Origin of the sequence: Peribacillus simplex, from assembly GCF_001542915.1 — a bacterium.
GTDB classification, from domain to species: domain Bacteria; phylum Bacillota; class Bacilli; order Bacillales; family DSM-1321; genus Peribacillus; species Peribacillus simplex_B.
In genome coordinates, this window is sequence record NZ_LNNH01000016.1 from 1 (window position 1) to 26,340 (window position 26,340).

Consider the following 26,340-nt stretch of genomic DNA (forward strand, 5'->3'; position numbering starts at 1 on the left):
TATGCGTTGGACTACTTTAAGGGGACTTAAAAAATTGTCGATGCAGGCGATGCTTACTTTCGCTGCCATGAATGTAAAGAAGATGGCCACTTGGACATGGAAAGGTCCTAAAACGGCTTAACATAGTGGCTCGAAGAGCCCAAATCTCGTAACCTTTGGTCAAAATTTCAAAGGAATTTCAAAAGGGGTTCGGAATTTTTTAATTCCGAACCCCTTTTGTCTACAAACTGACAGGGAGTGTGCTCCCTGCTTCCCCTTCCCTCTTATTCCTGCTGCTGAATTTCCAAGGATTTCGTTTCCGCCTTTTGGTTATATAAAGGCAAAATGAAAACCATCCCAAGAATAAAAAAGAATGCCGCCGTTTCAAACATGGCAATGAGTGAAAATTGCTCTTTCAACATGCCTGCCACACTCATGGTCACTACCATCGAACCAGTGAATAATGGCGTTAATATACCGTTGACCCTTCCAATGAACGCACCTTCCGTCCGCTGCAGTATCAAGGTGTTGATTCCGATCTGGATACAAGGCAGCATTAATCCATTAAAGAACTCGGCTGTTAGTGTAAGCCAAAGATTCGTCGACAGTCCCAGTACAGCCAATCCAAGGGCATTTATAAGCATTCCAAGGGCCAATAACCGTTGTGGTGCCACCTTTTTGGCGAAGATCATCACACCAGCCCCGCCTAAAATCATACCGACACCGTTCATCATGAATAGCCATTGAAGATTTTCCTTCGGCAGCCCTAAACGCTCGGTAACAAGGAATATGGAGAGCGGCTGTATGAAGCCAAGGCCAAGACCCGCTCCGAGAAAACATAATCCAAGCAAACTCAGTTCTTTTTTCCGCAGCACGTAATTCACTCCGCTTTTCATTTCCTGCCATAAGGTCGTTTTATCCGCTTCTTCAACCAATTTCCGGTCTTTTGGTAGGAATGTGAGGGCAGCTGCTGAAAGTAAAAACGCTGCACCGGTAATGGCTATCGAGATGTTGATGCCAAATGATTGGAAAGCAAATGTACCGATTATCGGCCCTAATACCATGAATACGGCGAATACGGTTTGATACACGGACATTGCTGTTTGGATTTGACTTTCTGGTAAGTGCATCTTAAATAGCTTCATTCCCGATGGCTGGGAAAATTGAGAAAGGATTGCCGAAATCAATGTCGCAAAAAACACTACCTTCCAGGTCCCGAAGATAAGAGCGATAAGGACGGCGAATACGGATAATGCGCTTAAAATATCGCACCATACCATTGTTTTTTTAGGTCTCCAGCGATCTGCGAAGGTCCCGCCTATAAATGAAAAAATGAAAATGGGGGCAAATTCCGCCACGGATATCATGGAAATCGCAAAAGCATCGCCATTGGTCCGTTCCATGACGAATAACAAAACGGCAAAATTCCGGACCCATATCCCTATTTGCAAAAATAACCCGGAAAAGATGATCGCACGAAAGACAGGATTCATAAATATGTTGGACTCTTTTTTACTTGAAGGTGCTGATTTATTTTTTTCCAATATAAAACCTCCTGCTTTAATATCTGGACAGGAGGCGGCACAATACAAATTAACAGGCATAATACCCCTCGTGAAAGGGACACAATGATCTTTGTTTGTATTTTTATGTACAGACCAATCCTATCCAGAAAAAAATCGTATTTTTAACACGCTTTTTTTTCTTCAAGAATAGGATTAAATGATCATTGTTCGAATTCACCCTTCCATTTTATGTTAATTATATAATAATTGAACCTTTCTGAATAATCAAGATGAATTTTTGCTTTTATAATATGTAAAAGGACTATCTTAAAGCAGAAAGTCCTTGATTTTTAGTATATAAGGTCTCAATTTTAGCGGGCTGTTTCTTTATTAATTTTCCATCAAGTGTTCATGATTCGGCTCTGCCTGGACAAGTAAATGGGAAGATGGCATCAGAATACGATGTTCGTGTAAAGCGGACATCATCTCAAACCTTACATTTCTTGACGTTTCAAAGTAATCGTCTGGCTTCACAAGCCCCACTATACATAGCTCAAGCCCACATATTTCAGATTCGGATTTAAATCGGTAATGCCGATATATCGAAAATCTTCTTCAGGTGTCCCGTCCTCGAGTCTGAGCAGGCTCTCACCGAATTTCTCATTACAGGTAAGGCAAATATCTTCAAGCAATCGTTTCACCTTGTCTGGATTTTCCTGATAACTAACCGTGATTCGCTCGATGATTCGCATTCTCCCTTTATTAAAATTTTGAATCGTCCTAATCTCGCTATGCGGAATGGTCAGCAGTTTTCCAGACCATTCCCTGATCTGCATGAACCGAATGCCGATTTCTTCCACAGTTCCGGAACTTGTCCCATTGAATGCCACGAAATTCCCGACGCGGAATTCATTATCCGACAGCCTTACAAACCCTAATAAAATATCCTTAAGCATTTGCTGAGCGGCAAACCCGATCACGACCCCTACAATCCCGGCTCCGGCAAGTATCCCTTTTAAGTCTATAAACTGTCCAATCACATATATGAGAAAAAGTGCGGATATTCCATACCTAAGAGAAGAACGTGTAACGCCCTGTATCGTTTTTTCCACTTCTTCCTCAAAAAAACTTGACCGTTTAAAAAACCATTCGACCATTTTATTCAAAATATAATAAACAGCCATGAGCAGCAGTGCTAATAAGAATAGCCTCATTAATAAAAATTCTTCCAAGTAATCAAAAGCACGCTCCGTAACATCTAAGATATTCAAGTTGCCAACTCCATTTCCGCCTTTATTCCGAATCGATTAAAATCCAGTCATCATCCTTGCCTATTATCCCTTTATCAAGGACAAGCCTTGTTTTCAAGCGATAGGAAACACCTTTTTTATACGGATCCTTGAGCATTGGCAGACAAAAGTTGAAAGGAATTTCATTACTCTCCCCAGAATTTATTTCCCTGGTAGACAAAATCGTACTCGTCTTCAGGATCTCTTCCATTCCCGTAGAATGAGTATCCATGATGAGATCGCATTCGATCCTTCTTATTCTTTGCTCCAGGGTACCACCTTTAATCAAGAAATACCCATTTATGCATTCCCCGGATTTATACGTATTTTTTGGAAGGATCAAATCGATTTGTGCAGACCCTATTCCTAAAAGTAACAAAGATTTTCTCAGTATCAAAGAATACACTCCATTTATATTTATTTGTTTTTGTCATCACCATTTGCCATCAGCTGAACAATTGATGATGGTCTACTCAAAAAACCTTCACCGATTTCGGTAAAGGTTTTTCAAACAGAAAATAGACCTTTACCAATAGGTAAGGTCTGGCTAACAGCACTATGCTGCCAACAACGCCGAGAGCCTGGAGCTCCGTAATGACGACATTGCTGCTAAAGCTACTCCCCTTAGGAGATTATACTCATTATCATACGGTAAGATTGGAAAGTTTGTCAAACCCTTATGTATGGCGAATTTCTGATATGGATTGGAAACTGTGAATCTTATTCAGATATCATATAAGGTTTTGTCCGAACATGTTCGGGGAATATGAAATATACAAAGGGAGCCAAGATATGTTTCTTCCTTACCTTTCTTACTTGCATGTTCAGAAAGGATGTCTATTTATTGGAACATTCAGTAACGATAAGGGCATGATTCGTTTTAGTAGGAATAAAATGAACAAAATATGTATTTTTTAAAGAATCATAAAAATATTGATTATTTTAGAAGATTTTTCTTTTACTTCTGTCAAACTTGTTGTAATATAAATGTAACAATTGTAATATTAATTACACTTTCGTTACATAATCATCCTAAAAGGGATTGGAGAGAGAAAGTATGAATAAAATATCAGGTATGCTATTATCCATCATTTTATTTTTCACATTGAGCACGGGAGCTACAGCACAAACCACATCACAGAATTTATCTGACACAAATGCACTTAAAATAGCCGATAATGCCAGCAAACATTTCTGGAATGCATTACATGGTTACAAAAATCGTTCATGCACACAAAAAACATTCAACTATAAAGGAACAGAGTACTCGTATCTTTGTCAGGAATTCAATACAAAAGATAAATTGGTTACTTATTTAGGAGAAACATTTACTAATAATGCTATTGAAAAAGGATTAACAAACTATCATTACATTACACATAAAGGAAAATTGGCCCGCCCAGTCGGTGATGGCGATGGCATGCTTGAATGGAAAAAATCCAAAATCAAATCGGTCCAACAAAAACAAAACGTTAGAACCTATAATTTAACTGTCCCTACTGTCGATGGCGATTCAGTCAAAAGAACCGTTACGTTTTACAAATCAGGATCCACATGGAAAGTAAATCAATTTGATGCCGTCCAATAACTTAAGAAAAGAATGCCCCGCGTCTGTCATTTCAGATGCGGGGCATTCTTTTTGGTGCTTCATCTTTTAAACTTTAAGAAGAATTTTGATGTAAGAGCATGTTCATGCTTAATGGTAAGTTTCGGTCGCCTCCTTGCAAGTTCGATGCTTTTTATTGTGAATTTGGCTTGATTTTGTGCTTTTACATACTTTTTGAACCGTTACTCCCCACAAAAATCCAAGGCGGTTTCGTGCATTATTTTGTAAGTACACAGCTTCACTCCTGAGTATGATGACCTTACTCGTGAATACGGGCTTTACCTTCCAGACACCTAGATGAATTATGCTGGCAAGAAAAGTGCTTAAGAATATGACTGATTCAATATGGTTATATAGCATCCATGTTGGATAGTATGTAGTATTTCTCCGTATTCTTTTCCTAAATGGGTAAGGATTTCATGAAGTATTTCATTTCGCCGCTTTTCTGTAAATCCTGAAAGCCAGGATAGTGAACCGACTCTTCCGCACCAATCTTCGTTTGAAAATGATACTTCGTAATGGAACTTATAGGTCTCTTTTAAGTCAAATCCATGTTCCTGCCATTCCTTGAACCATTCCACCGGAAATCCATTGATAAATTGTTTTGATTGCGCTTTGGCGCCCGCAGGTCTCAGCTCTCCGTCAGGCATATGCGCTTTAATAATTTGAAGTGTATCAGCTATGACTTTACGGTTGGATATAAAGCCTGAATCCATTACGATCAATTTTCCCTTTCCTGCCAAAATCCTTTTTATCTCAGCAAGGGTTTTTTCTCGGTTAAACCAGTGCCATGCTCTTAAAACGGTTACATAATCAAACAAACCCTCATTCAAGGTCGTCGATTCTGCGCATGAATTCATATACTCAATTACCTGACCTTCACTCTTATCCAATTCTTTCGCTTGCGCTATTAGTTCTGCTGAAGGCTCCACTCCCACAACGACTGCCCCTTCAACATCTAAAGCTCGGCTTAATACCCCCGTCCCAGAACCCAAATCTGCCACTTTTTTATGGGTAAAATCAATTCCTCTACGCTTTAAACTCTCCATTACCTCCATAGGTAAGTCATTTCGATATTGCGCATAATTTTTTGCCACTCTTCCAAAATTCACATCCATCGACACTCCCCTTTGTATATTTTTTCCAACCTATAGAAATGATATCATATTATTCAAGAGCTAATCATTATACTAATCTGCATTGCTAGTGATTTTCGTTGGCATGAAAAAAATGGACACTGTATGCATTAGCCTGCTTGATGAACTAGAAAAGTCGAAGCATTGAGGGGAAAATCAAAAAAGTTTCGAATGGGAGACCATTCCGAAACCTTTTTTCAACAAATTGAGCATAGTGAGGATGGAGTGCCTTAGCGGGTTTTCCCTTTTCGAAAACCTTGAATAGAATCGAATACGGCGAAAAATATGGAGATGAGGATAATACCCCAGTAGATCCGGCCTTCCCATTCATCAATCGGAAAAAGTTTTGTCATATATATGATGAATTCGTTCGTCAGTAACTGCGGATTACTGATGATGATGATGAGAGTAATCGTCGTGAGCAGTTGATAACAGGTGTGAAGCCAAGCGAGCTTTTTGGTCCATTGCCCTGCCAATAATTTATAAATGGCAAGGCAGACACCTAAAATGATGATGCTGAAAATGAGCGGCCAATAGGAATTCAATACTTCTTGGTTAAAAGAAGGTGTCACAAAATGGAGTCCGTCTTTACCAGTCTCGTAGACACCCAGAAGGCTGGATGCATTGAAATAAAGAGCAGCGAAAACAGCGATACCTAACAAGCTTCCAAATATCTCGACTTTAGGAATCGCTTTTTTCTTTGAAATATTTGGAATCTGTTTTAAATCATCTGGTGTCCAGCGTTTAAACCCTTTCGTTAAAGGCATATGATCTTTGGAAGTATCCGTACGTTCCAGGAGGGCAAACAAAAGCGTTAACCAGAAAAATACTTGGATGGCAGTGCTGATGATACCTGCGATGCCTTTTCCAATGATGCGGAGGATCACTTCCATTACCGTTTTATCACCGATATTTGCAAATGTGCTATCTCCAATTAATGAAATCAATGAAATGACAGCGGCGATTGGTAAAATCATTTTCAATAGACTGACATAAACATCGTAATAACGCGGTCCAATCAGGTGCATTGGCCGATCTCTATAACCGCTTGCCAGTGTTACCGGATCTCCTAATTTGATAAGGATCTCTTTCACGTCTTGCTCATTATAATCTTCCGGAAGCATATCTTCGATTGTGGATTGAAGCTCAAGCGCAATATCCTCCCTGTTTTTTTCTGGCAGCCTGCGGGTTACTTCCTGAATATAAAGTTCAATCAGCTCCATCTTCTCCCTCTCCTTTTAATAATATATATAGCTCTTGAGACGTTTTTTCCCACTCTTGTTTTAATTGATTGAAAATTTCTTCCCCATATAAACTTAAAGCATAGTACTTGCGCGGCCTGCTTTCAGAAGTATCCCAAGTGCTTGTCACCAATTCCTGTTTCTCCAGGCGGCGAAGCAAGGGATATAACGTGCTCTGATCGATGGAAATTCCCGATTTTTCCAGTCGCTGGACCAGCGAGTATCCATACTGGGGAGTGTTGAGCTGACTAAGGACCGCTAAAGTCAAAGTGCCCCTTCGCAGCTCGGTCGTCAAAGAATTCAGCAATGTACTCATCCAATCACCTCTTCTCTATACTATATGTCGTACACCATACCTTATGCTATGCATCATACACTATTTTAGTTCTAACACCAACATCAAAATATAAATATTCTTCATAAAAAAAGAAACGCGATGCGCCTCCTCATATTCCGTCATTTGGTTTCGAGTTTTGTAATAGATATTTTTTACAAATCCCCATACAAACCTAGGTATAATTCATCATTTTTTATTTCTTTTCTTGTTTCATTATGTAATAATATGTATATATTACCAAAGAGATGTTGGGTATGAATGAGTTATCGTATTTAGGTGTATCAAAGTTCCCTTTTACCTTATTATCTTACGTTCCCCATGGGCCGAGAAAAGAAGAGAATCCGCACATATGGTTATGTTGGATATATCCCCCCTTTAATCGGGAGCGATGGTCATGCTACATACTTCACGTCTTCCTCAACACGATTTACCCACTTCTCCAATTGAAAGCATCCAACCAATGGAACCACAGATGAAGATTCATATCCTTCGATCAAGCCATTTTGATTGACTTATGTTGACAGAAAAATCAGCTTATCCGAACGATTGAAAATGGTATTTTCAATCAAGTTATCTAGTTATCTAAAAAAGTGCAGGGGATTTTGTATATTCGCAGTTTACCCATACAGAATTTCTTTCTGCACACCAGGAGGGATTCGATGAATGGCCTTTCAAATCTAATGATCATTATTGGATTTACCGTTATTTTCTTCATCCTTATTGCCTTGGTTCTGTTTATTATTTATATGATTTTCTTTGACCGACACCAGAAGCATCATGCGATTTTAAGAAATTATCCTATGTTCGGAAGGATACGGTACTTATTGGAAAAACTCGGCCCTGAAATGCGGCAATATTGGTTTAACAGTGATAAAGAAGGTAAGCCATTTTCACGGGATGATTATGAACACATGGTAAAAAGCTCAAAATATTTAAATGATGTCATTGGTTTTGGATCTAAACGAGATTTTGATGAAGAAGGCTTTTTTGTCAAGAATAGTATGTTTCCAAAATTGACCGAAGAAACGAAGTTCGATCGGGCAATAAAAGTGAAGACGAAAAGATACAATCTATTAAAAGACCCGCTTTTCTCACAGCGTGTGGAAAAGTTGGAGGATAAGGAACCTTCTGCATTTTTGTTAGATGATGCTGATACTGTGGTCATTGGTCCGGACACGAAAAATCCGTTTAGATTGAAAGGTCTGATCGGGATGTCGGCCATGAGCTATGGCTCTTTGGGTAAGAACGCGATCACTGCGCTTTCCAAAGGGTTGGCTCAAGCAAAAGGCTCATGGATGAATACGGGGGAAGGAGGTCTGTCGCCGTATCATTTAGCAGGGGGAGTCGATATAATCATGCAAATCGGTCCTGCCATGTTTGGTGTCCGTGATAGTGTTGGGGAATTGGATTGGGATGAGTTAAAAAGAAAAAGTGAAATTCCTGAAATTAAAGCCTTCGAGATTAAATTGGCTCAGGGTGCCAAGACACGGGGAGGGCATATTGATGCAAAAAAAGTAAATCCGGAAATCGCAGAGATTCGTAGCGTTGTACCCTATAAGTCAATCGATAGCCCGAATCGGTTCCATCAATTTGAGGATGTAGAATCCCTGTGTGATTTTATCGGTAAGATCAGGGATCATACAGGGATTCCAGTAGGTATCAAGATGGTCATCGGCGGCAATGACAGTGTTGAAGAACTTGCCCGGTATATGAAAAAAAGCGGGATGGGTCCGGATTTCATCACGTTGGATGGCGGAGAAGGGGGTACGGGTGCTTCGTACCAGGAAATGACCGATAGTGTGGGATTACCGATAAAATCCGCTTTGCCTATTTTAGTTTCGACCCTTGAAAAATATGGAATCCGAGACCGGGTTAAAATTATCGCCTCCGGGAAATTGTTCACAGCCGATCGAATTGCCATAGCTTTAGCAATGGGAGCGGACCTTGTGAACATTGCAAGAGGGTTCATGATTTCCATAGGATGTATCCAAACGATGAAATGCCATTCCAATGCTTGCCCTGTCGGGGTAGCAACCACTGATCCCGAATTACAGAAAGCACTTGTCATTGATGAGAAGAAATATCACGTTACGAACTTTCTTGTTACCACTAGAGAGGGGTTGTTTCGGATTTCAGCTGCAGCTGGACTGGATTCACCCATCCATTTTCGCCCGGAACATATTTGCCATAAGGACGATAAAGGGATTGTCACACCATTTGAAGACATCCTGAAAGAAGTAAAGGGACTAATTAGAGCTAGTGAATGAAAAGCAACCGCTCATTCATTATGGGCAATGGCTTTCTAGGCAGAAGGATTCTTGACAGTTGTTCACATGCTCTCCCCCATCATTCATTCCATCAAATGGCTTGATAATACCAAATCCCATCACGAGTGAATTTTCTGCATTGGTCATTCAAAAGAAGGTATTCCAGATGGGCCAACGTTTCTCCAACCGCAAACCTGGATTCGTGAATGGGTAGATTTCCAAATAGGATTTGACATCCTCTTTTTACCGTAATCGGCTCTTTCATTTTTTCATGAATGACTTGCAAACGGTCTTGATGATGATCCAATAATTCTGCGATTCTTTCATTGGCATTTCGAAAGGGCTTTCCATGTGAAGGAATGACATATTCCACGTCCAACTTTTGGATTTTTTTCAATGAGGTAAAAAATTCTTCCAATGGGTTACTGAAACCTTTAAACCAGTAAGATATATTAGGGGAGATCTTTTGCAATATATGATCTGTCGAGAACAGAACACTATTTTCCTTATTATATAGTGATATCAGGCCATCAGCATGCCCCGGCGTGAAAATCACCTCATACTCACATTTGCCAAATCGCAGATGCATCCCTTCTTCAAGGTGATGATTGACCGTAGGATATGGTTTCACTTGTGGCATAAAGCTGCTTTCGTCACCCGATAAGGCAGTGGCTATATCATCTTCCCATCCACATGCATCATAGCTTTCTTTAAGGAGATTGAGCGATTTCGCTTCCCAATACGTTTTCCCGGCCTGTTCATCCACTTGTGTCATCCAAACATCAGCATTGGTTAGTTGCTGTAAGGTTCCTGCATAACCGAAATGATCTGGGTGATAATGGGTGATGATAATATCACGAATATCATGCTTTCCGATAATGGGCTTCCATATTTCCCTTGTCGTTTCATTATTTAATCCGGTATCCATGATCGTCCATCCTTTTTCACCTTCTGCTAGGAAACAATGAACATGATCAAGCCTAAAAGGCAAAGGAATGGTAACTTGCGTAACTTTCAATTCATTCAGCAACTATAACTTCTCCCTCCGATGTAGCATTCAATTTCATATTTTTTATGAGTACAAAAAAAGCGCTAAATTAATCAATTCGACGAATTTCTTGAACTTCCTCTATCCAACTGTTAGATGTTACGCTAAACCTTGATAAAACCGATCGCATAAATTTAGCTTGGAAATGTAAAAGAAGCGTTTATACCTCCTTTGCGAATGTACATCGAATAAACAGGATTGGTGAAGCGATTTGTCTAGACGTGGAAACTGTTGGGTTAATACGGTAAGTGAATCACAGCATAGGTAAACCTAAATATTTCTAATTTTACATGTATTCACTGTATGAAGTGCTCCAAGCAAGCTTTACTGTAATCCCAATTGAGTGCAACAAAAATCAGGCTAACTTAGTCCCCGCTGAATATGGGAATAAGTTAGCCTGATAATGGTGTCATATTTTTTCAGATAAAAAAACCCTGAATTTTGGACTACCAAAAGGTAAAAAGAGAATGAAGCATGTTAAAACAAGCCTGAAGAGTTAGTAAGAAGTACTTTCGGAAGGTGTTTTTCGCTTTGGGCAAATAATGTACATGGAAGGTAAAAATACTGAGGAATCACCGATATGACGACCAAGGACTACCCACTTATGGAACTCCATAAAATCCACAGTACTGTCATATACCTACATAATGATGGAATGCATCTGGCCATCCTTCTTGAAACTAGATGATTCTTGCTTGATCGTCCAGATGCGCTGACCCCGATTTTATGCACGGATACCATCCGCTTTCCTTATTGTCATAATTTTTGTTCCAACAGGATTAACGAATCGGTGCGAGGGTATGTTAATAAAATATGTCTATTTACACAAAGGTCGATGCTGAAAATTAATTCAACACTCATGAAGTAGGGGTTCATTTTTAAAGGATTGATTCATTACTTTAAAACCCCCTGTTTTTTTGTCCTTTCATAAATGGATCAGTTGCAGCCTGACTAACATTTAGATAGGAGGATTTTATGTCATTTTTAATCACTATGATCGGATTATTGGTTTCCACCATACTCGCTACCATCATGAATGCCAAATGGCCCCGTATCCCATTACCGATATACCAAATATCCGCCGGAGCAGTACTTTCATTATTGCCATTTCACTTATCGCTTGATTTTCATTCGGAATTATTCATGATTTGTGTCATAGCACCATTACTCTTTACAGAAGGCAAGAATACATCCCGTAAAGAAATGCTTGAATTGCGCAAGCCTATTTTGTTGCTTGCTTTTGGGCTTGTTTTCGTCACTGTGTTTGCTGGAGGTTTTTTCATCCACTGGCTGATTCCGGATATGCCGATGGCCATCGCTTTTGCTTTAGCTGCCACAATCACTCCTACTGATGCTGTAGCAGTCCAATCGATCACAAAGGGATTGAAGCTGCCCGGCAATATGCTGCCGATCCTTGAAGGTGAGTCACTTTTCAATGATGCCGCGGGTATCGTTGCTTTTAAAGTGGCCTTGGCTGCGGCATTGACAGGTGCATTTTCCATTAAAGATGCATCGCTCAATTTCATCTTTGTCGCCATAGGCGGGATCTTCATCGGTCTTCTTTTGGGTTACTTAATCGTTAAATTACGATTGTTTTTACGGGTTCAAGGACTTGAAGAAATCCCCATGTCCATCGTAATGGAGGTCATTACACCTTTTGCCATCTACATGGTAGCTGAAGAATTCCATGTTTCCGGTATCTTGGCGGTAGTGGCCGCAGGTGTCATTCATGGCATTGAACGCGATCGCCTTCAAAATACCACAACCAAATTGCAAATTGTATCAACGAATATATGGTCAGTATTGGGATATCTATTGAATGGGCTTGTGTTTACTTTATTAGGATTCATGCTGCCGAGCGTCTATCGGGAAATCGAGTCCAACTTAAATAGGGGTTCCCTTTTTGGGATAAGTGTATTGATCGTTCTATTATTATTGGTGATCCGTTTTATTTGGGTATACTTCCTGCATGATACATTCACCAAGAATAGGGTCAATCCGCTAGAGCAATTCATTATGTCCCGGATCCATCGAGATGAAATCAAAGTCAGCGATGATAAGAATTTAACAAGAACACTGTATGCCATCTTGACATCCGTATGCGGCATTCATGGAACCATAACTTTAGCTACCGCTTTATCCATCCCTTATTTCATGCCGGATGACACTTTATTTCCGATGCGCAATACAGTCTTGTTCATCGCAGCGTGCGTCATTTTGTTAAGTGTCCTATTAGCCACGTTCCTTTTGCCGATACTTGTAAAGGCACCGGCTGAATCTGAGGACGAACGCCTGAGCACTGATGAAGCTTATAAAATCGTATTGAACAAAACGATTCATCAGCTGAGCAAAGAAGCCAATAGCGATAATCAGAAAGCCGTTTATCAAGTGATGGATGATCTGAACGAACAACTGATAGATTTGGAGCGAGGCATAACGAACAGGCCGGATAACAAGACGATACAGGATTTAGTCAAGCTAGGGGCGAATGCTGAATTGGAAGTCGTTTCTGGATTGGTCGAAAAAGGATCGATATCAGAAACGACCCACGAGCTATATAAGGTGTACATTTCACGAACGTTGAATTATGTACAAAAATCATTTTTGCAAAGAGTTTGGATTTCATTGCAAGCTATCCTTTTCAAGAAAAAGCTTAATGTCAAATGGGATAAAAAATGGGAAGCAAAGTTAGAGAACTCCCTCGATAAAAACGCGGACCTGATCAAGGAATTCCGTCAAGCACAAAAAGAAGCATCAAAGGCAGCCATTTCTTTAATCAAACAACAAATTGAACCAGAAAACCGCCATGAAGTGATGCTTGTCATCCAAAGGTATAATCGGTACTTGAATCCATTCGGTACATTAAGTGAAAAGGAAGCCACCAACTTACAAGAAATGGTGAGTCATTTTCAATTGAATGCCATGCAAATCGAACGAGATATCATTCAGCAATTGGTCGAAGAAGATCGGATATCCTCCAAAACGGCTACGGCGCTTAGACAAAACCTGGTCTATGATGAAATGATCATGATCCAAAATTGATCAAAGAAGTGAATGATACACCAACAAAAGATGAATAAGAAAAACCCTGCTATATGTGACCGGCAGGGTTTTTCTTATTGGATCGAGATTTATTTAAACGTTCTCCGTTACTGCTGTATATTGATTTAAGAAGGATAGTATTTTTCGATAGACAGCCATTTCATTTTCTTTTTTGGAAAAACCATGTCCTTCATCTTCCAGGAGCATATACTCGACAGCTCTTCCCTTGTCCTTCAAGGCTTGCACGATTTGATCGGATTCCTTTTTAACGACACGCGGATCATTCGCCCCCTGTACGACTAGCATGGGTTTGGTCATGGAATCCAGGTAGGTAATAGGCGAGTACTCGATTAATTTCCCTCGATCTTTTTCCGGATTCCCAACCCACTGATCCATGACTGGCTTCCAGTCTTCAGGAACGGATTCGATGAAGGAAAATAGGTTGGATGGACCAAAAATATCGACTACCGCCTTAAAGTACTCGGCATGACGTCCATGTAGCAGCAACGCCATATACCCGCCAAAGCTTCCGCCCATCAATAGTATGTTCCCTTTTCGGGCATATCCTTGTTCAATCAGCCAATCCAGACCGGCTATATTATCAAGGCGCGGTCCATGCCCCCAATCTCCTTCTACCATTTTCATGAATTGTAAGCCATATCCTGTGGAGCCGCGAAAGTTCGGTGCGAAAATACTATATCCATTGTTCACGAAAAACTGAAAGGATGCTCTGAAAAATTTGCGTTCTGCGGCTTGAGGACCGCCATGAGGCCAGAAAATGACTTCGCCAGTATCATTTTCCTTGTTTGCCCGAAAAAATAACGATTCGATCTCCAAGCCATCAAAGGAAGGGTAGGTAATGATGTCCGGTTCCACCAATTCGGTTGTCTCGACACCTGGGACCGTGTAGAAAGTCAATGGTTCCCACTCATCACCGGTTCTTTTATAAATATTATGAGGCTTGGTTGCGCTCATGCCAGATAAGTAGAGTGCACCTGATCTTGCAACCTCAAGTTTTTGAATGACACTGCATGGAATCGGGATATTCGTCCAGTCCCCATTTTTCAGATCATGCTCATATAAATGATCGACTACGCCTTTCTCGCTCGCAACAAATAACAGTTGTAATTCTTCATTATATTTAAGGGCCGTAAAGCTTTCACTTTTCAATTCTTTTATTTTCGTAAATTGATCGGTTTCTAGATTAAAAGAGGCCAAGTAAGTGTAATCCGAATCATAATCCGTCAATAAATAAATCAGGGAATCCGAGACGAAAACACCGTGTGTGACTGTATGTTGTTTCTCGGATGGAGGGGTAAGCAAAATCTCACAGCTTCCACTCTTCGCATAGAGGAGGGAATATGTATTTGCATAGTGCTTGTGATAAAGAAAGGTTTTTTCATCAGGACTGAAACCAATGATATAGGTTGCCGCATCTTCCCCCTCGAGTATTTGGGTTTCCTGTCCTGATTCCAGGTCTAAACAATAGGAATTTAAAAAGGACGGATTTCCTCTCGACGTGGTGTAATAAAGCCTTTGGCTGTCATTCGATAAAATCGGCATGAAATTCCGGGTATTTTCATGATTGATGATTTCCTTCATGGTCCCTCCCCTCAAAGGAATCCCATAAAACTGGGTGTTTTCATTCCCGTCTTGATCAAAACCGGCTATGATGAAACGACCTTGTTTATCAAATAACAGCTCCTGGCAGCTTTGATCGATGGATGTAAGCGGGTATGGAAACGTATTGGGTAAATCCATTCCCCATAGATTATACTTGCCGCTCAAATTCGTACTGAAAACCAACTGCTTTTCATCAGGGCTTACGATAAAATCGCCAATGGAAAATGTCCGTAAAAATTGCTCAACATCAGGTTTTGGAAAAGTGATCATGATTGAAAACCCCCTTTTTTATTGGATAACTCCTTAATTATTGTACCATATTTTCCCTTTCGATTCAGATTAATCGGTGGCATCCCCACCATAACTCGAATCAATCAGGAGACTGCTTCCCTCATTTACCATTCGGCAGCGTTCGCCCTGTTTGATTAGTTCAATTGATATACCTTCTGGCCCCGGCGTATTCCTCGCCGTATCCCGATGTGTTTATTTCATCTATTCTTACGTGTATAGAGCTGTTTGGAGAGTGGAAAGCAGCCTTGGCTTCGCCAACGATATATATGGTATTTTGATGAAACATTATTTTTGTTCCTCCTGCCAATACAGACATCATAACAGCCATAAATAAGGTCGCTCTTTATATGGTACAAGATGAAATGGTTACATATTATAATGGGCCCATCCGACAATATATTTAGAAAATTCAGTCCTTTTCGATTACAAAAAGACGATCAGCCTTTATATGGCTCATATTTAGCATACAAGGCCTTGCGGCGGTCACGATCGGTGAAAGTGGTAGCTGCACCGCTTTTACGGTTTCGATAAAGTTCCTCCATATCCACCGTGCCGGTAATGACAGTTTGTCCGGCCGTTTTTGCCTCGGCTACGATTCCATCGGCTGTCCAGGCTTTATCACAGGGGCTAAGGATACTTGCACGGCCATATCCACTCGGAAGCGGTCCTCCCGGTTCACCTACAGTGGGACAATGAACGAAGTACACCTGATTTTCGATTGCGCGTGCTTGCGCGCAATGGCGCACTCTCCAAAAACCTGCCTCCGTAAACGTATATGAGGGGCAAAAAATAATGTCTGCCCCCTTCATGGCCAATATTCTTGAAACTTCGGGAATTTCCGCTTCATAACAAATCGCTATTCCAATCTTGACAGGCCCGATGGAATACACATCCAGATCATTCCCCTCGGAAGTATGCCAATTTGCTTCGGCAGGAAAGATATGAGTTTTTTTATGCTCGGCACATGTTCCGTCCTTGTCGAAAATGTAGGCTATGTTGTAGTATTCATTTTTCCGACTTTCCAAATGTGAACCAGCAATGATCACTTGCTTCCTCTTTTTTGATATCGTCCTGAAAAGATGTTTATATTGATTCGCATATTCAGCAATCTTGATTACGGATGTCTCATCCATTCCTTCATGTGTCGCTGCTAAGCCGATGGTAAACAGTTCAGGAAAAAGGATATAATCCGAGTCTACAGGCACTTGGCTGATCAAGTCTTCTACTTGATTCTGAAATTCAAGGAACGTCGACACTTTTTCGACCTTGAATTGGCAAGCCGATATGTTGATTTTCACGAAGCACCTCCCATAGTCTCCGTCAGTCATGTCCCTGCTCCTGCACAGATGACCACAATCGATCAGGAAATTTTATTTAAATTTTCCACTTCCGTCCCTTTTATATTCATATGCTTAGTCAATGAACTTACGATGATCGTTACTAGCAAATTTAAAAATAAGGCTATGACGCCTGTACTGATATCATTGATTACGTGAGGCACATCAGGCAAGAAGGTCGCTATTTTCACATCGGCAATCGTGGCATACAATACGATCAGTACACCTGCCAGGATCCCTGCCATCGCACCATATTTGTTGATGATATTGTTTTTTGGCAAACTGCAAAACAAGGCAGGTGCTAGCTGGGTTATCAGGCTATATGACATGATATTCAAGATGGCGAGCGCTTCTCCGCCTGTTATCGTTACAATTAAAGCAATGATGGAGATAGCTATGATGATCATTCTTGAGACGACCAATTGCTGCTTTTCAGATGCAGCAGGGACCAGAACTTTGAAAAAGCTATTTGTCAGACCAACCGAGGCAGCCATTAGCATCACCGAGGCTGGAACTAGCGCCGTCAATAAGCCTGCTGCTCCAATCAGGCCTATCATCCATGGATCGAACGTTTGAATTGCCAGCCTTAACAGGGAAAGATCCCCATCTGCTCCCTGCAGTCCAGGGATTTCCATGATAGTGGCAAAACCTATGAAAAAGACGAATAGCAATAATAGTGTATACAAGGGTAAAGCGATCGCATTTTTCCTAAGTGTTCTTTCCCCATTCGACGATAATACGACCATGAAAGTTTGTGGCAAAAGATAAAATCCGAGTGCATTCAGCAAAACGGTAGACACAAACCAGGATTGACTCAACCCTTGATCTGCCAAAATTAACATTTCCGGTTTAGCGGCCTGTACCGTTTCGAACATGGGCTGAATGCCGCCGAAGTAATGAAAAGGAATGTAAATCCCCAAAAAAATCACTACTACCAAGATCATGAAATCCTTAAGGATTGCCGTCCATGCTGAACCGTGAATGCCTGAAATCATGACATATGTCGTAACTACGATGGCGCCGATGACACTTGCCGCCACCGGGGAGATGGCTCCATATGAAGCTTCTGAAACAATGATGCCCAATCCTTTAAGCTGGATGACAATATACGGAACAAGGGCTAAGCTACCCAGGACCGCTACGATCATTCCCATTGACCGGCTTTTGAATTTAGAGGCAAAATACTCAGGCTGGGAGATGATCGAATGTTGTTTTGAATATCTCCAGATTTTAGGGACGAGCCAATATGAGAGGACGTAAGCCAAAAAGATATAAGCAGGTACATAATAAGCCGCAGCCCCTTTGGAGTAAGCCCACCCGCTTCCGCCCAGAAATGTGAAGGTTGTATAAATTTCACCTGCTATCAACAAAAAAATGAAGAAGGTTCCGAAGCCCCTGCCTCCTAAAGCAAACTGCTCCATATCCATATCCTTTCCTTTTCTTGCTTTGATCCCCAAATAAAGAGCTAAAAACAAGAAGGAGGAAATGATGAGTAACGAAATGTTCAATCGAGATCACTCCCTTCATTATCAGGATCGAACTTATAGACGATCATCAAAATCACTGATGCCATCACCATCCAAAATGCGACCCAAAATAACAAAAATGGCATTCCCAATATGTATGGCTCCACTTTATTGGCTAAAGGCAATAAACCAAGGAACCCTATGAATGGAACAAAAAGCAATAGTTTGATAGCATTCAACTTGTACCCTCCCTGTAATAGGTATTCTCTCACGGATGAATCGCCATCAGCATAGCGGGCATTCCCTCCAAACTGATGGCAGGTAAGCATCTCTATCTGTCAAAGGATTTCGCTGGGCCTTCCTCTCATTTGGATTGAATCGTAAGGACAGTTTCCAATAGGACGTTGACTCCTTTTTCACAATCCTCCCAAGCAGTAAGCTCTTCTTCACAATGGCTTTTTCCGTTGATGCTTGGAACGAAAATCATGGCTGTCGGGATATAACTAGCTATAAACTGGGCATCATGTCCGGCTCCACTAACCATCCTTTTATAAGGCAGCCCTAGTGAGATCGTCGACTGTTCAAGCAAATCACAAATTGATTCGTCGAACCAAACCGTATTCCTGTCCCATAATTTTTTCACTTGGATCTCGCAGTCATTTTCCGAACCATTTGTTGCAAAACCTGCAATGATCTCCTCAACCTGTTTGATGACCTTCGGATCTTTATGTCTGGCCTCTAATGAAAACACCACTTTATTGGGGATGACCGTATGGATATTAGGAAGAACATTGACTCTTCCCATCGTGAATACCAACTCGTCATGAAGCATCGCTAACTTTTGCCGGGCCTCCATGATCAAGGTATTGGCAGTGAAGAAGGCATCCTTTCTCATATTCATCGGAGTGGTTCCGGCATGATCGGACTCCCCGGTGACTTCAATTTCATAGCACACCATCCCCAGGACACATTCAACGACTCCGATCGTTAAAGATTCCCGCTCCAGGATGGGGCCCTGCTCGATATGCAACTCTAAAAATGCAGTCGCTTCTTTTAAACGCACCGCTTCATCCCCTGCATAGCCAATCTCATCCAAAGCGTTTTCGAAGGTATTCCCTTCACTATCCGTCTTTTGCAGCATCAGGGACTTTTCGAATTTACCGGAAAGAACGCCCGATGACATCATGGAAGGTTCGAACCTGGCTCCTTCTTCATTTGTGAAATTGACGATCATAATCGGGATTTTAGGCTGGAAATTATTTTCCACCAAAGTCCGAACGACCTCGAGTCCCGCAGCTACGCCCAAGATTCCATCAAACCGGCCTCCCTTTTTGACGGTATCCATATGTGAGCCCATCACAATGGGCGGTTTGTTTTCAAGGCCGGCTAAGGTAGCGTAAATATTACCCATATCATCTACCTGAATGGTCATTCCCAATTCCTTGCAACAGGAGCAAAAATAGTCACGGACTTGCCGATCCTCCTCCGAAAGGGATAACCGTGTAACTCCGTTGTTTTCCGTGCGTCCAAAATCGGCGAATTCCTCAAGCGTGCGGCTCAGCCTATCCCCATTGATTATTACCTTTTGTTTTTTCATAGCGAATATCCCCCTTCATGATTACATTACATGCTCCATCATTCATGCGCGCATTTACAAAATCGAAAGTGAACGTCTTGGTTGTAAAGCTATTTCCCTCTTCTATATTCCTACCAAAGTTTCGCTATTATATAGTATTTCTCCATTTAAAATCGTTGTTTCCACTTTCAATTCCTTTATGTCATTGAGCTTGACCTTCAAAATGCTATCATTCAAGATGACTAAGTCGGCCAGCTTCCCTACCTCGATACTGCCTTTGATCGCTTCATCGAAACTAGCATAAGCTCCATTCCATGTATATAGCCTGATCGCTTCCAATACCCGAATCGATTGTGCCGTGCCTATGCTTGCACCGGAGCTGCTTTTTCTATTTACTGCTACGTGTATGCCCAATAAAGGGTTATGATCCGTAACGGGAGCATCGGAACCAGCAGCAGCCAGTATGCCGTTATCGATATAATCACGGGCGGCATACATATAATTCACCCTCTCCCCATAATGCTCGATATATATATCACCGAATTCAAAAGGGAATGGCGGGTTGGGAATGGGGATGATTCCAAGTTGCTTCATCCTCCGCTGCAAATCGGGCGTAGATATTCCTGCATGCTCGATTCGATGTCTATGATCCTTTCTTGGAGATTCCTTCAAAGCCTTTTCCACACAGTTCAAATACATGTCTATCGCTTTGTCACCTTGGGCATGCACGGTAATTTGATAGCCTTTGGCATGTGCTTCACCCAACACCTGATAAATTTCCTCTTCCGTGTAATAGAGGATGCCGAAATTGCCGGGATCGCTTGAATAAGGCTCCCTAGTGGCTATGGTCGGACCCGTGCTGCTGCCATCCGTAAACAATTTTGCCGGACCGATTTTGAATCGATCGTCCCCCGTTCCGGTTACGACCCCCGCAGCCACCATTTTGTTGACGAATTCATGCGATTTGTTCAGTGAACCGATCATCGCATAAATGCGGACGCGGATATCGTTTTGTTTAACCGCTTGCTGCATGATTCGCAAACTATCAGGTCCATGTGCACCCGCTTCATGAATGCTGGTTATCCCTGCGGCAATGAAATGTTCCGAAGCGATTTTTACTGCCTTCTCCAGGTCCCTTTCCGTATAACCAGCCCGTTCGGCGATCATCATATGTGCCGTTTCAATAAGTTTGCCAGTGATCGCCCCACCTTCATCCTTTTCAATGATTCCACCTGGCGGGTTCACTGTACTCTCATCAATTCCTGCTATTTGTAACGCCTTCCGGTTCACCACACTTATATGGCTGCATGTCCTGGTTATCATGACCGGGTGGTTTTCTGATATGGCATCCAACTCAGCGATGGTTGGATATCGCTTTTCTTTCACCGCGGTTTCATTGAATCCCCATGCGCGGATCCATTCACCGTTTGGGATTGTTGCTGCTTGCTTCTTCAAGTCATCTAACAAATCAGCGACTGATTTGATATGTTCCGCTTTACAGCTTACTGCCAACTGATTGACACCGTACAATATAAGATGAATATGGGAATCTATGAAGCCTGGAAGTAATGATTTCCCCCGCAAATTGACCACTTTCGTATCTTCTCCGATAAAAGCTTCCATCTCCTGATTGGTTCCAACTGCAGAGATTAGATTTCCTTTCACTGCCATGGCCTCGGCTACTGAATTCTTCCGATCAACTGTAATGACTTCACCGTTCACGAACACGATATCAGCTAGCAAGCGCCCACCCCCTTCATATTTACTCAATAAAAAATTTTCTAGAGCACGCCTTTCCCTTTTTATGTTTGAATATTCAGTTTCCGGTAGATTCATTCTATCCATTCTTTATTGGGAAATCATTAGACAAATAGTTAATTTTTCAATCAATTTTTTATACCTTTCATCTACTTGTGTCAGATCTTCTTTTAAGATGCTCTGCCTCATCCCTTTAGGAGGTAGTTGAATAAGAAAAAAGGGAAATAAGCGCAGATGTGCTTATTTCCCCTGGAAATCCGTTTTTAGTTCTTCTCACTTTCACAAATCCTCCCGATTGCCCCAATCGTCAAATACCGTTTATCGACATTAAAATCCCATGACCAATATCGAAGGGTTAATTCCCTTTTATCGACTTCTTCCATAAAGGCTTTCAGACCTATCAATGACGCTCCATAGCCTACATTGGCTGCCAAGGTAAAAACGGCATTAATCCCTTCGTTGATGGCATCGCTATACTCGGGCTTCATTTTCAAAATATCCGTCCATGTAAGATAAAACCCATTTTTCTTGATACATTTGGACAGGGAGTGACTCAGTGTACGTACGATCTCGTCCCTTAAATCCAAGAATGCATCTTTTATCCGTTCAACGTCGTTTTCCGGGTAGTTGTCTCCATGCTCAGCAAGCAAATCCATGGCCCAATTATAAAAAAGCTGAGTGTAAATGGCAGAGGTCGCTACAATGTCAAACTCAAAAGAATACTCAGCGAAAAGTTGTTCCGAAAGCTGGCTTAACCGATTCTCGGTATCTTTTACATACTGTATGACTACCCCTGCCTTTTCACCTCGATCCAACATCAAGGATAAATCACCATCAAAACCGATTGTATCGAGACCAGTAACATTGATTTTAACCAGCTGGATTTTTTTCCGGGCAAGCTCCGGCAAGCCTTTTATACCCTTTTCCATACTTTCCTGATCTATATCAAATAAATGAATCGATTGGCATCGGGCGGCAAGATATTCCAGATCGAGATCATCGCAATTCCCAGCACCGATGATCGCCACTTTTTTAACCATCGGTTTCTTTGAAAGAACGGCTTCGAATAACTGTGTAACTTGGAGACGATGCTGTTTCCACCTTATCTTTCTTAATTCTTCTCGATCATGATTCAAGTCCCTTTGAAAATCTTCCAAGTAAATCGCTCCCTTTACGGTACGTTCCATTAAAATATTGTATCAAAGTATTCTAATCATGTGGTAATGGAAATTGGCCCGGGGTTCGTTTTGAAAAATTGGCTTGCTTCTCATAGGGAAGGAAAAATATTTTTCTTCATAAACGAACAAGAAACGTAAAAGAAATTCTTTCCTATTCATTGAACACAGGGAGCGCAATATATTGCAATGTTTGTGAAAATCTTTCATTCTTCACCGGTGACTTCAAAGGGGCGAACAGTACTTCATTCTCACTTTCAGCCTTATCGCCCCTTCTCAAAGGCGAAAAATAGGTGAATCTTACAACTTTTGAGAATATCGGAGCACTCCCCGTTTATACAGTTAGTTTGAGCAGAAATTCACAGACTGCAACCGACCTAAAGCTTCTATTTCTATGCTCGGCCTAGCATTCCTTACTTTGTTGCATGAATGCATCTCGTTCAATACTAGTTTTCCAATTGATCCATTATTGAAAAAATTCACCAAAATCATTATGCCAGCAAAGCGAAATAACGCGGAAAACCACATTTTTTCCGTCATTCTTACTATATTCCGATAAAATTTGAAAATCCTTCCATCCATTTGATCAATCAGTGTATCAATTTCTGAATAAAGGTTGACTTGAATTTTAGGAAATGGACTCTGGGAATTCGATATCTCCCTTCTGATTTGGAATAAAATGAAATAATCATCCTGGAAGTTCCAGGCCTATTAATAGTGGGATTTCCCCATGATTTTGTCCATTACCCGATGCAGATTTCCCTGTTTTCCTTAAACTGAAAACAGGCAATTCCGCTTATGGATGTCACCCTTTTCCCAATCGTATAAATATTCAAAAAAATGTCGAGTTGAGTCATCTATCCTTTTACCCTTATACTAGGGGAGAAAACTGAAAGGGGAGAATCATTCATGAAAAAAGAAATATCAATCATTGGAGTCCCGATGGATCTTGGCCAGACAAGAAGAGGAGTCGATATGGGGCCAAGTGCCATTAGATATGCAGGATTGAGCGAGAGACTTGAAAACATTGGCTATACTGTTCATGATGAAGGCGATATAAGAGTAGAGATACAAGAAAGAGCACAAAGTGACTCAGACACAAATTTAAAGAATCTGCAAGATGTAGCGGAAGGCAATGAAAAACTGAGCCAAAAAGTGGATGAAGTCATCCGATCGAATCGCTTTCCACTAGTATTAGGTGGCGATCACAGCATTGCCATTGGCACGTTAGCAGGTTTAGCCAAGCATTCCGAGAACTTAGGAGTCATTTGGTATGATGCTCATGGTGATTTGAACACGGCGGAAACCTCCCCATCGGGAAATATACACGGGATGTCGCTGGCAGTAAGTTTGGGACTTGGACACCCTGCCCTTACTAACATTGGCGGATACTCCCGGAAAGTCAAACCGGAAAATATCGTCATCATTGGGGCCCGTTCCTTGGACCAAGGGGAAAAAGAGTTGATTAGAGAGAAAGGAATTAAAGTTTTTACCATGCATGAGATTGATAGAATGGGCATGACAAGAGTGATGGAAGAATCGATAGCCTACCTGAAGGAACGCACGGATCTTGTACATTTATCCTTAGATCTTGATGGACTTGATCCGGATGATGCACCTGGCGTGGGGACACCTGTTATGGGAGGAATCAGCTACCGCGAGAGCCACCTTGCGATGGAAATGCTGGCTGAAGCTAATATCATCACATCAGCAGAGTTTGTCGAGATCAATCCAATTTTGGACGAGCATAATAAAACGGCTGAAGTGGCAGTTGCTCTAATGGGTTCACTTCTTGGCGAAAAATTATTATATGGAGCAGAGAATCATTTTGTCACAGCTGATATGCTGGCAGATGTGAAATAGAGGCCATTAATGCAAGACAAACTAGGAATATATTAAGCTTTCATTCATGGATTCTCCATTGAAAAAGCCCATGCTTCGTAAGAATGCTTGATGGATGAGCATAAAAGGAGCAAGTTTACCATCCCTGATTTCCTGACGCTTGGCTTCCTTTTCTTTATTGATCGGCACTATCGAAATTATTTCTGCACCGGCATCGTTCACATTGCCCGGCATGTAGAAGTGATTTCTTATCCGAGGGAATTCAACAGCAACTTAGATTCAAAATCAAGCTTTTACACATGTGCATGGAAAAACACATATTCCCTAATACCGTTCTAACATAAATGAAACCGTTTGCACCCATCAGGTAAAGGAGTTTTTCAATGAAAACAGCAGAAAATCAACCAAATGAACTAAAACGGAGCATGAAAGCAAGACATCTATTCATGATTTCAATAGGGGGATGTATTGGTACGGGCTTTTTCCTTGGATCTGGCTACACCATTCATGAAGCAGGAGCGCTTGGTGCGATCCTCTCTTACATAGTCGGCGGATTAATCATGTATTTGACCATGCTGTGTCTAGGTGAACTATCCGTTGCGATGCCCGTAGCCGGTTCGTTTCAAACCTACTCGACCAAATTCATCGGTCCTGGAACCGGCTTTGCCATAGGATGGCTATACTGGTTAGGGTGGGCCGTTACCGTTGCCTTGGAATTTTTGGCAGCAGGACAGCTTATGCAAAGGTGGTTTCCTGAATCACCCGTGTGGATGTGGTGTGCGATCTTCGCGTTGCTCATCTTCATGCTCAACGCTCTATCGGCCAAAGCCTTCGGCGAATCGGAGTTTGTTTTTTCAAGCATAAAGGTATTGGCCATCATCCTGTTTATCGGTGTTGGCGGTGCCGCCATGTTTGGTCTCATTGATATGAAGGGCGGCCAAGAAGCGCCGTTTTTCTCGAATTTCTTCAATGAAGGCCTCTTCCCGAACGGCATTTCCGCCCTGCTTATCACGATGATTACCGTGAACTTTTCCTTCCAGGGCACAGAGTTGATCGGAATTGCTGCTGGAGAAAGTGAAAATCCGGAAAAGGTCATACCTAAATCCATTAAACAAACGGTTTGGAGAACCCTTTTCTTCTTTGTCCTATCTGTTTCAGTACTCTCTGCGCTGATTCCAAGGGAAAAAGCGGGAATCGTTGAAAGTCCTTTCGTTGTTGTACTGGATAGTATAGGCGTTCCCTATGCGGCTGACATCATGAACTTCATCATCTTAATCGCCCTATTGTCAGTCGCGAACTCCGGTCTTTATGCAGCGACACGAATGCTGTACTCGCTATCAAGGGAAGGCATGGCCAGTCCGAAGCTCGGTATGGTAAACAAGAGAGGGGTTCCTCTCAATGCTTTACTCATCACCCTAGCCATCGCTGGATTGTCTTTACTTTCTAGCGTCATCGCTGCAAAAACGGTATTTGTTTTCCTTCTTTCCCTTGCAGGTCTTGGGGCTCAAATTGGCTGGATAGCCATTGCCGCGTGCCTGCTCGCTTTTAGGAGGGCCTATGTCCGCCAAGGCGGCAAGGCAGAAGACCTCAAATTCAGAGTGCCGCTATACCCGATCATTCCAATACTTGCTTTAATAGCTAACTGCATCGTCATGATCAGTTTGGCATTTGTTCCCGAGCAGCGCATGGCCCTTTATTGCGGCGGAGCGTTCTTCATTGGTTGTTATGCGGTGTACCACTTTAAAGTGAAGAAATCCAAGGAAGCGGGTACTTCTCAACAGGAAGTGCAATTGACCGAGGGTAAAAAAATGGTGATTTAACA

Annotated in this window: 20 protein-coding genes and 1 pseudogene; 6 read left to right on the forward strand and 15 right to left on the reverse strand. The window is 41.7% G+C overall.

Translation table 11 applies throughout. The features are described 5' to 3' along the window. Window positions 1–121: transposase (locus AS888_RS25010; protein WP_155645441.1), on the forward strand; the 121-nt coding region annotated here is incomplete at its 5' end. 142 nt (window positions 122–263) lie between these two features. On the opposite strand, the gene AS888_RS09335 is transcribed toward AS888_RS25010, so the two are convergent. The 3 genes and pseudogenes from AS888_RS09335 to AS888_RS09345 form a co-directional block, all read right to left on the reverse strand. Then, window positions 264–1,472 (reverse strand): MFS transporter, encoded by a 1,209-nt coding sequence (locus tag AS888_RS09335; protein ID WP_061141965.1) that lies wholly within the window; start codon window positions 1,470–1,472, stop codon window positions 264–266. A 402-nt stretch (window positions 1,473–1,874) separates the two neighbouring features. Next, window positions 1,875–2,755 (reverse strand): annotated as a pseudogene (locus AS888_RS09340) (mechanosensitive ion channel family protein). 22 nt (window positions 2,756–2,777) lie between these two features. Next, entirely contained in the window at window positions 2,778–3,179 is a 402-nt protein-coding gene (locus AS888_RS09345; RefSeq protein ID WP_260320175.1) for a sporulation protein, read from the reverse strand. 651 nt (window positions 3,180–3,830) lie between these two features. On the opposite strand from AS888_RS09345, the gene AS888_RS09350 reads away from it, so the two are divergent. Further along, the gene (locus AS888_RS09350) at window positions 3,831–4,361 is read left to right on the forward strand and encodes an IseA DL-endopeptidase inhibitor family protein (RefSeq protein ID WP_061141915.1); all 531 of its coding nucleotides are present in this window, start codon (window positions 3,831–3,833) and stop codon (window positions 4,359–4,361) included. A 341-nt stretch (window positions 4,362–4,702) separates the two neighbouring features. Here AS888_RS09350 and AS888_RS09355 read toward each other — a convergent pair whose 3' ends face one another. From AS888_RS09355 to AS888_RS09365, 3 genes are all read right to left on the reverse strand, one after another. Next, the gene (locus AS888_RS09355; protein WP_061141916.1) at window positions 4,703–5,497 is read right to left on the reverse strand and encodes a class I SAM-dependent methyltransferase; all 795 of its coding nucleotides are present in this window, start codon (window positions 5,495–5,497) and stop codon (window positions 4,703–4,705) included. Between the two features lie 248 nt (window positions 5,498–5,745). Beyond that, window positions 5,746–6,738, reverse strand: a complete 993-nt coding sequence (locus AS888_RS09360; protein ID WP_061141917.1) for an HAAS signaling domain-containing protein — start codon at window positions 6,736–6,738, stop codon at window positions 5,746–5,748. Next, window positions 6,725–7,072, reverse strand: coding sequence for a PadR family transcriptional regulator (locus AS888_RS09365; protein WP_061141918.1), 348 nt, complete (start codon window positions 7,070–7,072; stop codon window positions 6,725–6,727). Before AS888_RS09365 ends, AS888_RS09360 begins: the two co-directional genes overlap by 14 nt. Before the next feature lie 680 nt (window positions 7,073–7,752). Here AS888_RS09365 and AS888_RS09370 point away from each other — a divergent pair. Further along, window positions 7,753–9,360, forward strand: a complete 1,608-nt coding sequence (locus tag AS888_RS09370; RefSeq protein WP_185113066.1) for an FMN-binding glutamate synthase family protein — start codon at window positions 7,753–7,755, stop codon at window positions 9,358–9,360. A gap of 91 nt (window positions 9,361–9,451) precedes the next feature. Here AS888_RS09370 and AS888_RS09375 read toward each other — a convergent pair whose 3' ends face one another. Further along, a complete protein-coding gene (locus tag AS888_RS09375) occupies window positions 9,452–10,390 on the reverse strand; it encodes an MBL fold metallo-hydrolase (RefSeq protein WP_061141919.1) in 939 nt (312 codons plus the stop codon). A 993-nt stretch (window positions 10,391–11,383) separates the two neighbouring features. On the opposite strand from AS888_RS09375, the gene AS888_RS09380 reads away from it, so the two are divergent. Next, complete coding sequence (locus AS888_RS09380; RefSeq protein ID WP_061141920.1) at window positions 11,384–13,450, forward strand: Na+/H+ antiporter; 2,067 nt, start codon at window positions 11,384–11,386, stop codon at window positions 13,448–13,450. A 93-nt stretch (window positions 13,451–13,543) separates the two neighbouring features. Here AS888_RS09380 and AS888_RS09385 read toward each other — a convergent pair whose 3' ends face one another. The 7 genes from AS888_RS09385 to AS888_RS09415 form a co-directional block, all read right to left on the reverse strand. Further along, entirely contained in the window at window positions 13,544–15,343 is a 1,800-nt protein-coding gene (locus AS888_RS09385) for a S9 family peptidase (RefSeq protein ID WP_061141921.1), read from the reverse strand. Window positions 15,344–15,801: 458 nt separating this feature from the next. Next, window positions 15,802–16,662: a nitrilase-related carbon-nitrogen hydrolase gene (locus tag AS888_RS09390; RefSeq protein WP_260320176.1), complete on the reverse strand. Its 861-nt coding sequence runs from the start codon at window positions 16,660–16,662 to the stop codon at window positions 15,802–15,804. 62 nt (window positions 16,663–16,724) lie between these two features. Beyond that, complete coding sequence (locus AS888_RS09395) at window positions 16,725–18,209, reverse strand: sodium:solute symporter family protein (protein ID WP_061141923.1); 1,485 nt, start codon at window positions 18,207–18,209, stop codon at window positions 16,725–16,727. Beyond that, the gene (locus tag AS888_RS09400; protein ID WP_061141968.1) at window positions 18,206–18,406 is read right to left on the reverse strand and encodes a DUF3311 domain-containing protein; all 201 of its coding nucleotides are present in this window, start codon (window positions 18,404–18,406) and stop codon (window positions 18,206–18,208) included. Before AS888_RS09400 ends, AS888_RS09395 begins: the two co-directional genes overlap by 4 nt. Before the next feature lie 125 nt (window positions 18,407–18,531). Continuing rightward, a complete protein-coding gene (locus AS888_RS09405) occupies window positions 18,532–19,764 on the reverse strand; it encodes a Zn-dependent hydrolase (RefSeq protein WP_061141924.1) in 1,233 nt (410 codons plus the stop codon). 102 nt (window positions 19,765–19,866) lie between these two features. After that, window positions 19,867–21,486, reverse strand: a complete 1,620-nt coding sequence (locus AS888_RS09410; RefSeq protein ID WP_061141969.1) for an amidohydrolase — start codon at window positions 21,484–21,486, stop codon at window positions 19,867–19,869. Between the two features lie 278 nt (window positions 21,487–21,764). Next, a complete protein-coding gene (locus tag AS888_RS09415; RefSeq protein ID WP_061141925.1) occupies window positions 21,765–22,658 on the reverse strand; it encodes a hypothetical protein in 894 nt (297 codons plus the stop codon). Window positions 22,659–23,585: 927 nt separating this feature from the next. Between AS888_RS09415 and rocF the strand changes: the two genes are divergently transcribed. Further along, window positions 23,586–24,539 (forward strand): arginase, encoded by a 954-nt coding sequence (rocF, locus tag AS888_RS09420; protein WP_061141926.1) that lies wholly within the window; start codon window positions 23,586–23,588, stop codon window positions 24,537–24,539. 21 nt (window positions 24,540–24,560) lie between these two features. Here the strand turns inward: rocF and AS888_RS09425 are convergent, their stop codons facing one another. Beyond that, a complete protein-coding gene (locus tag AS888_RS09425; RefSeq protein WP_221408583.1) occupies window positions 24,561–24,740 on the reverse strand; it encodes a hypothetical protein in 180 nt (59 codons plus the stop codon). A gap of 161 nt (window positions 24,741–24,901) precedes the next feature. Between AS888_RS09425 and AS888_RS09430 the strand changes: the two genes are divergently transcribed. Continuing rightward, window positions 24,902–26,338: an amino acid permease gene (locus AS888_RS09430; protein WP_061141928.1), complete on the forward strand. Its 1,437-nt coding sequence runs from the start codon at window positions 24,902–24,904 to the stop codon at window positions 26,336–26,338. The last annotated feature ends 2 nt before the right edge of the window (window positions 26,339–26,340 follow it).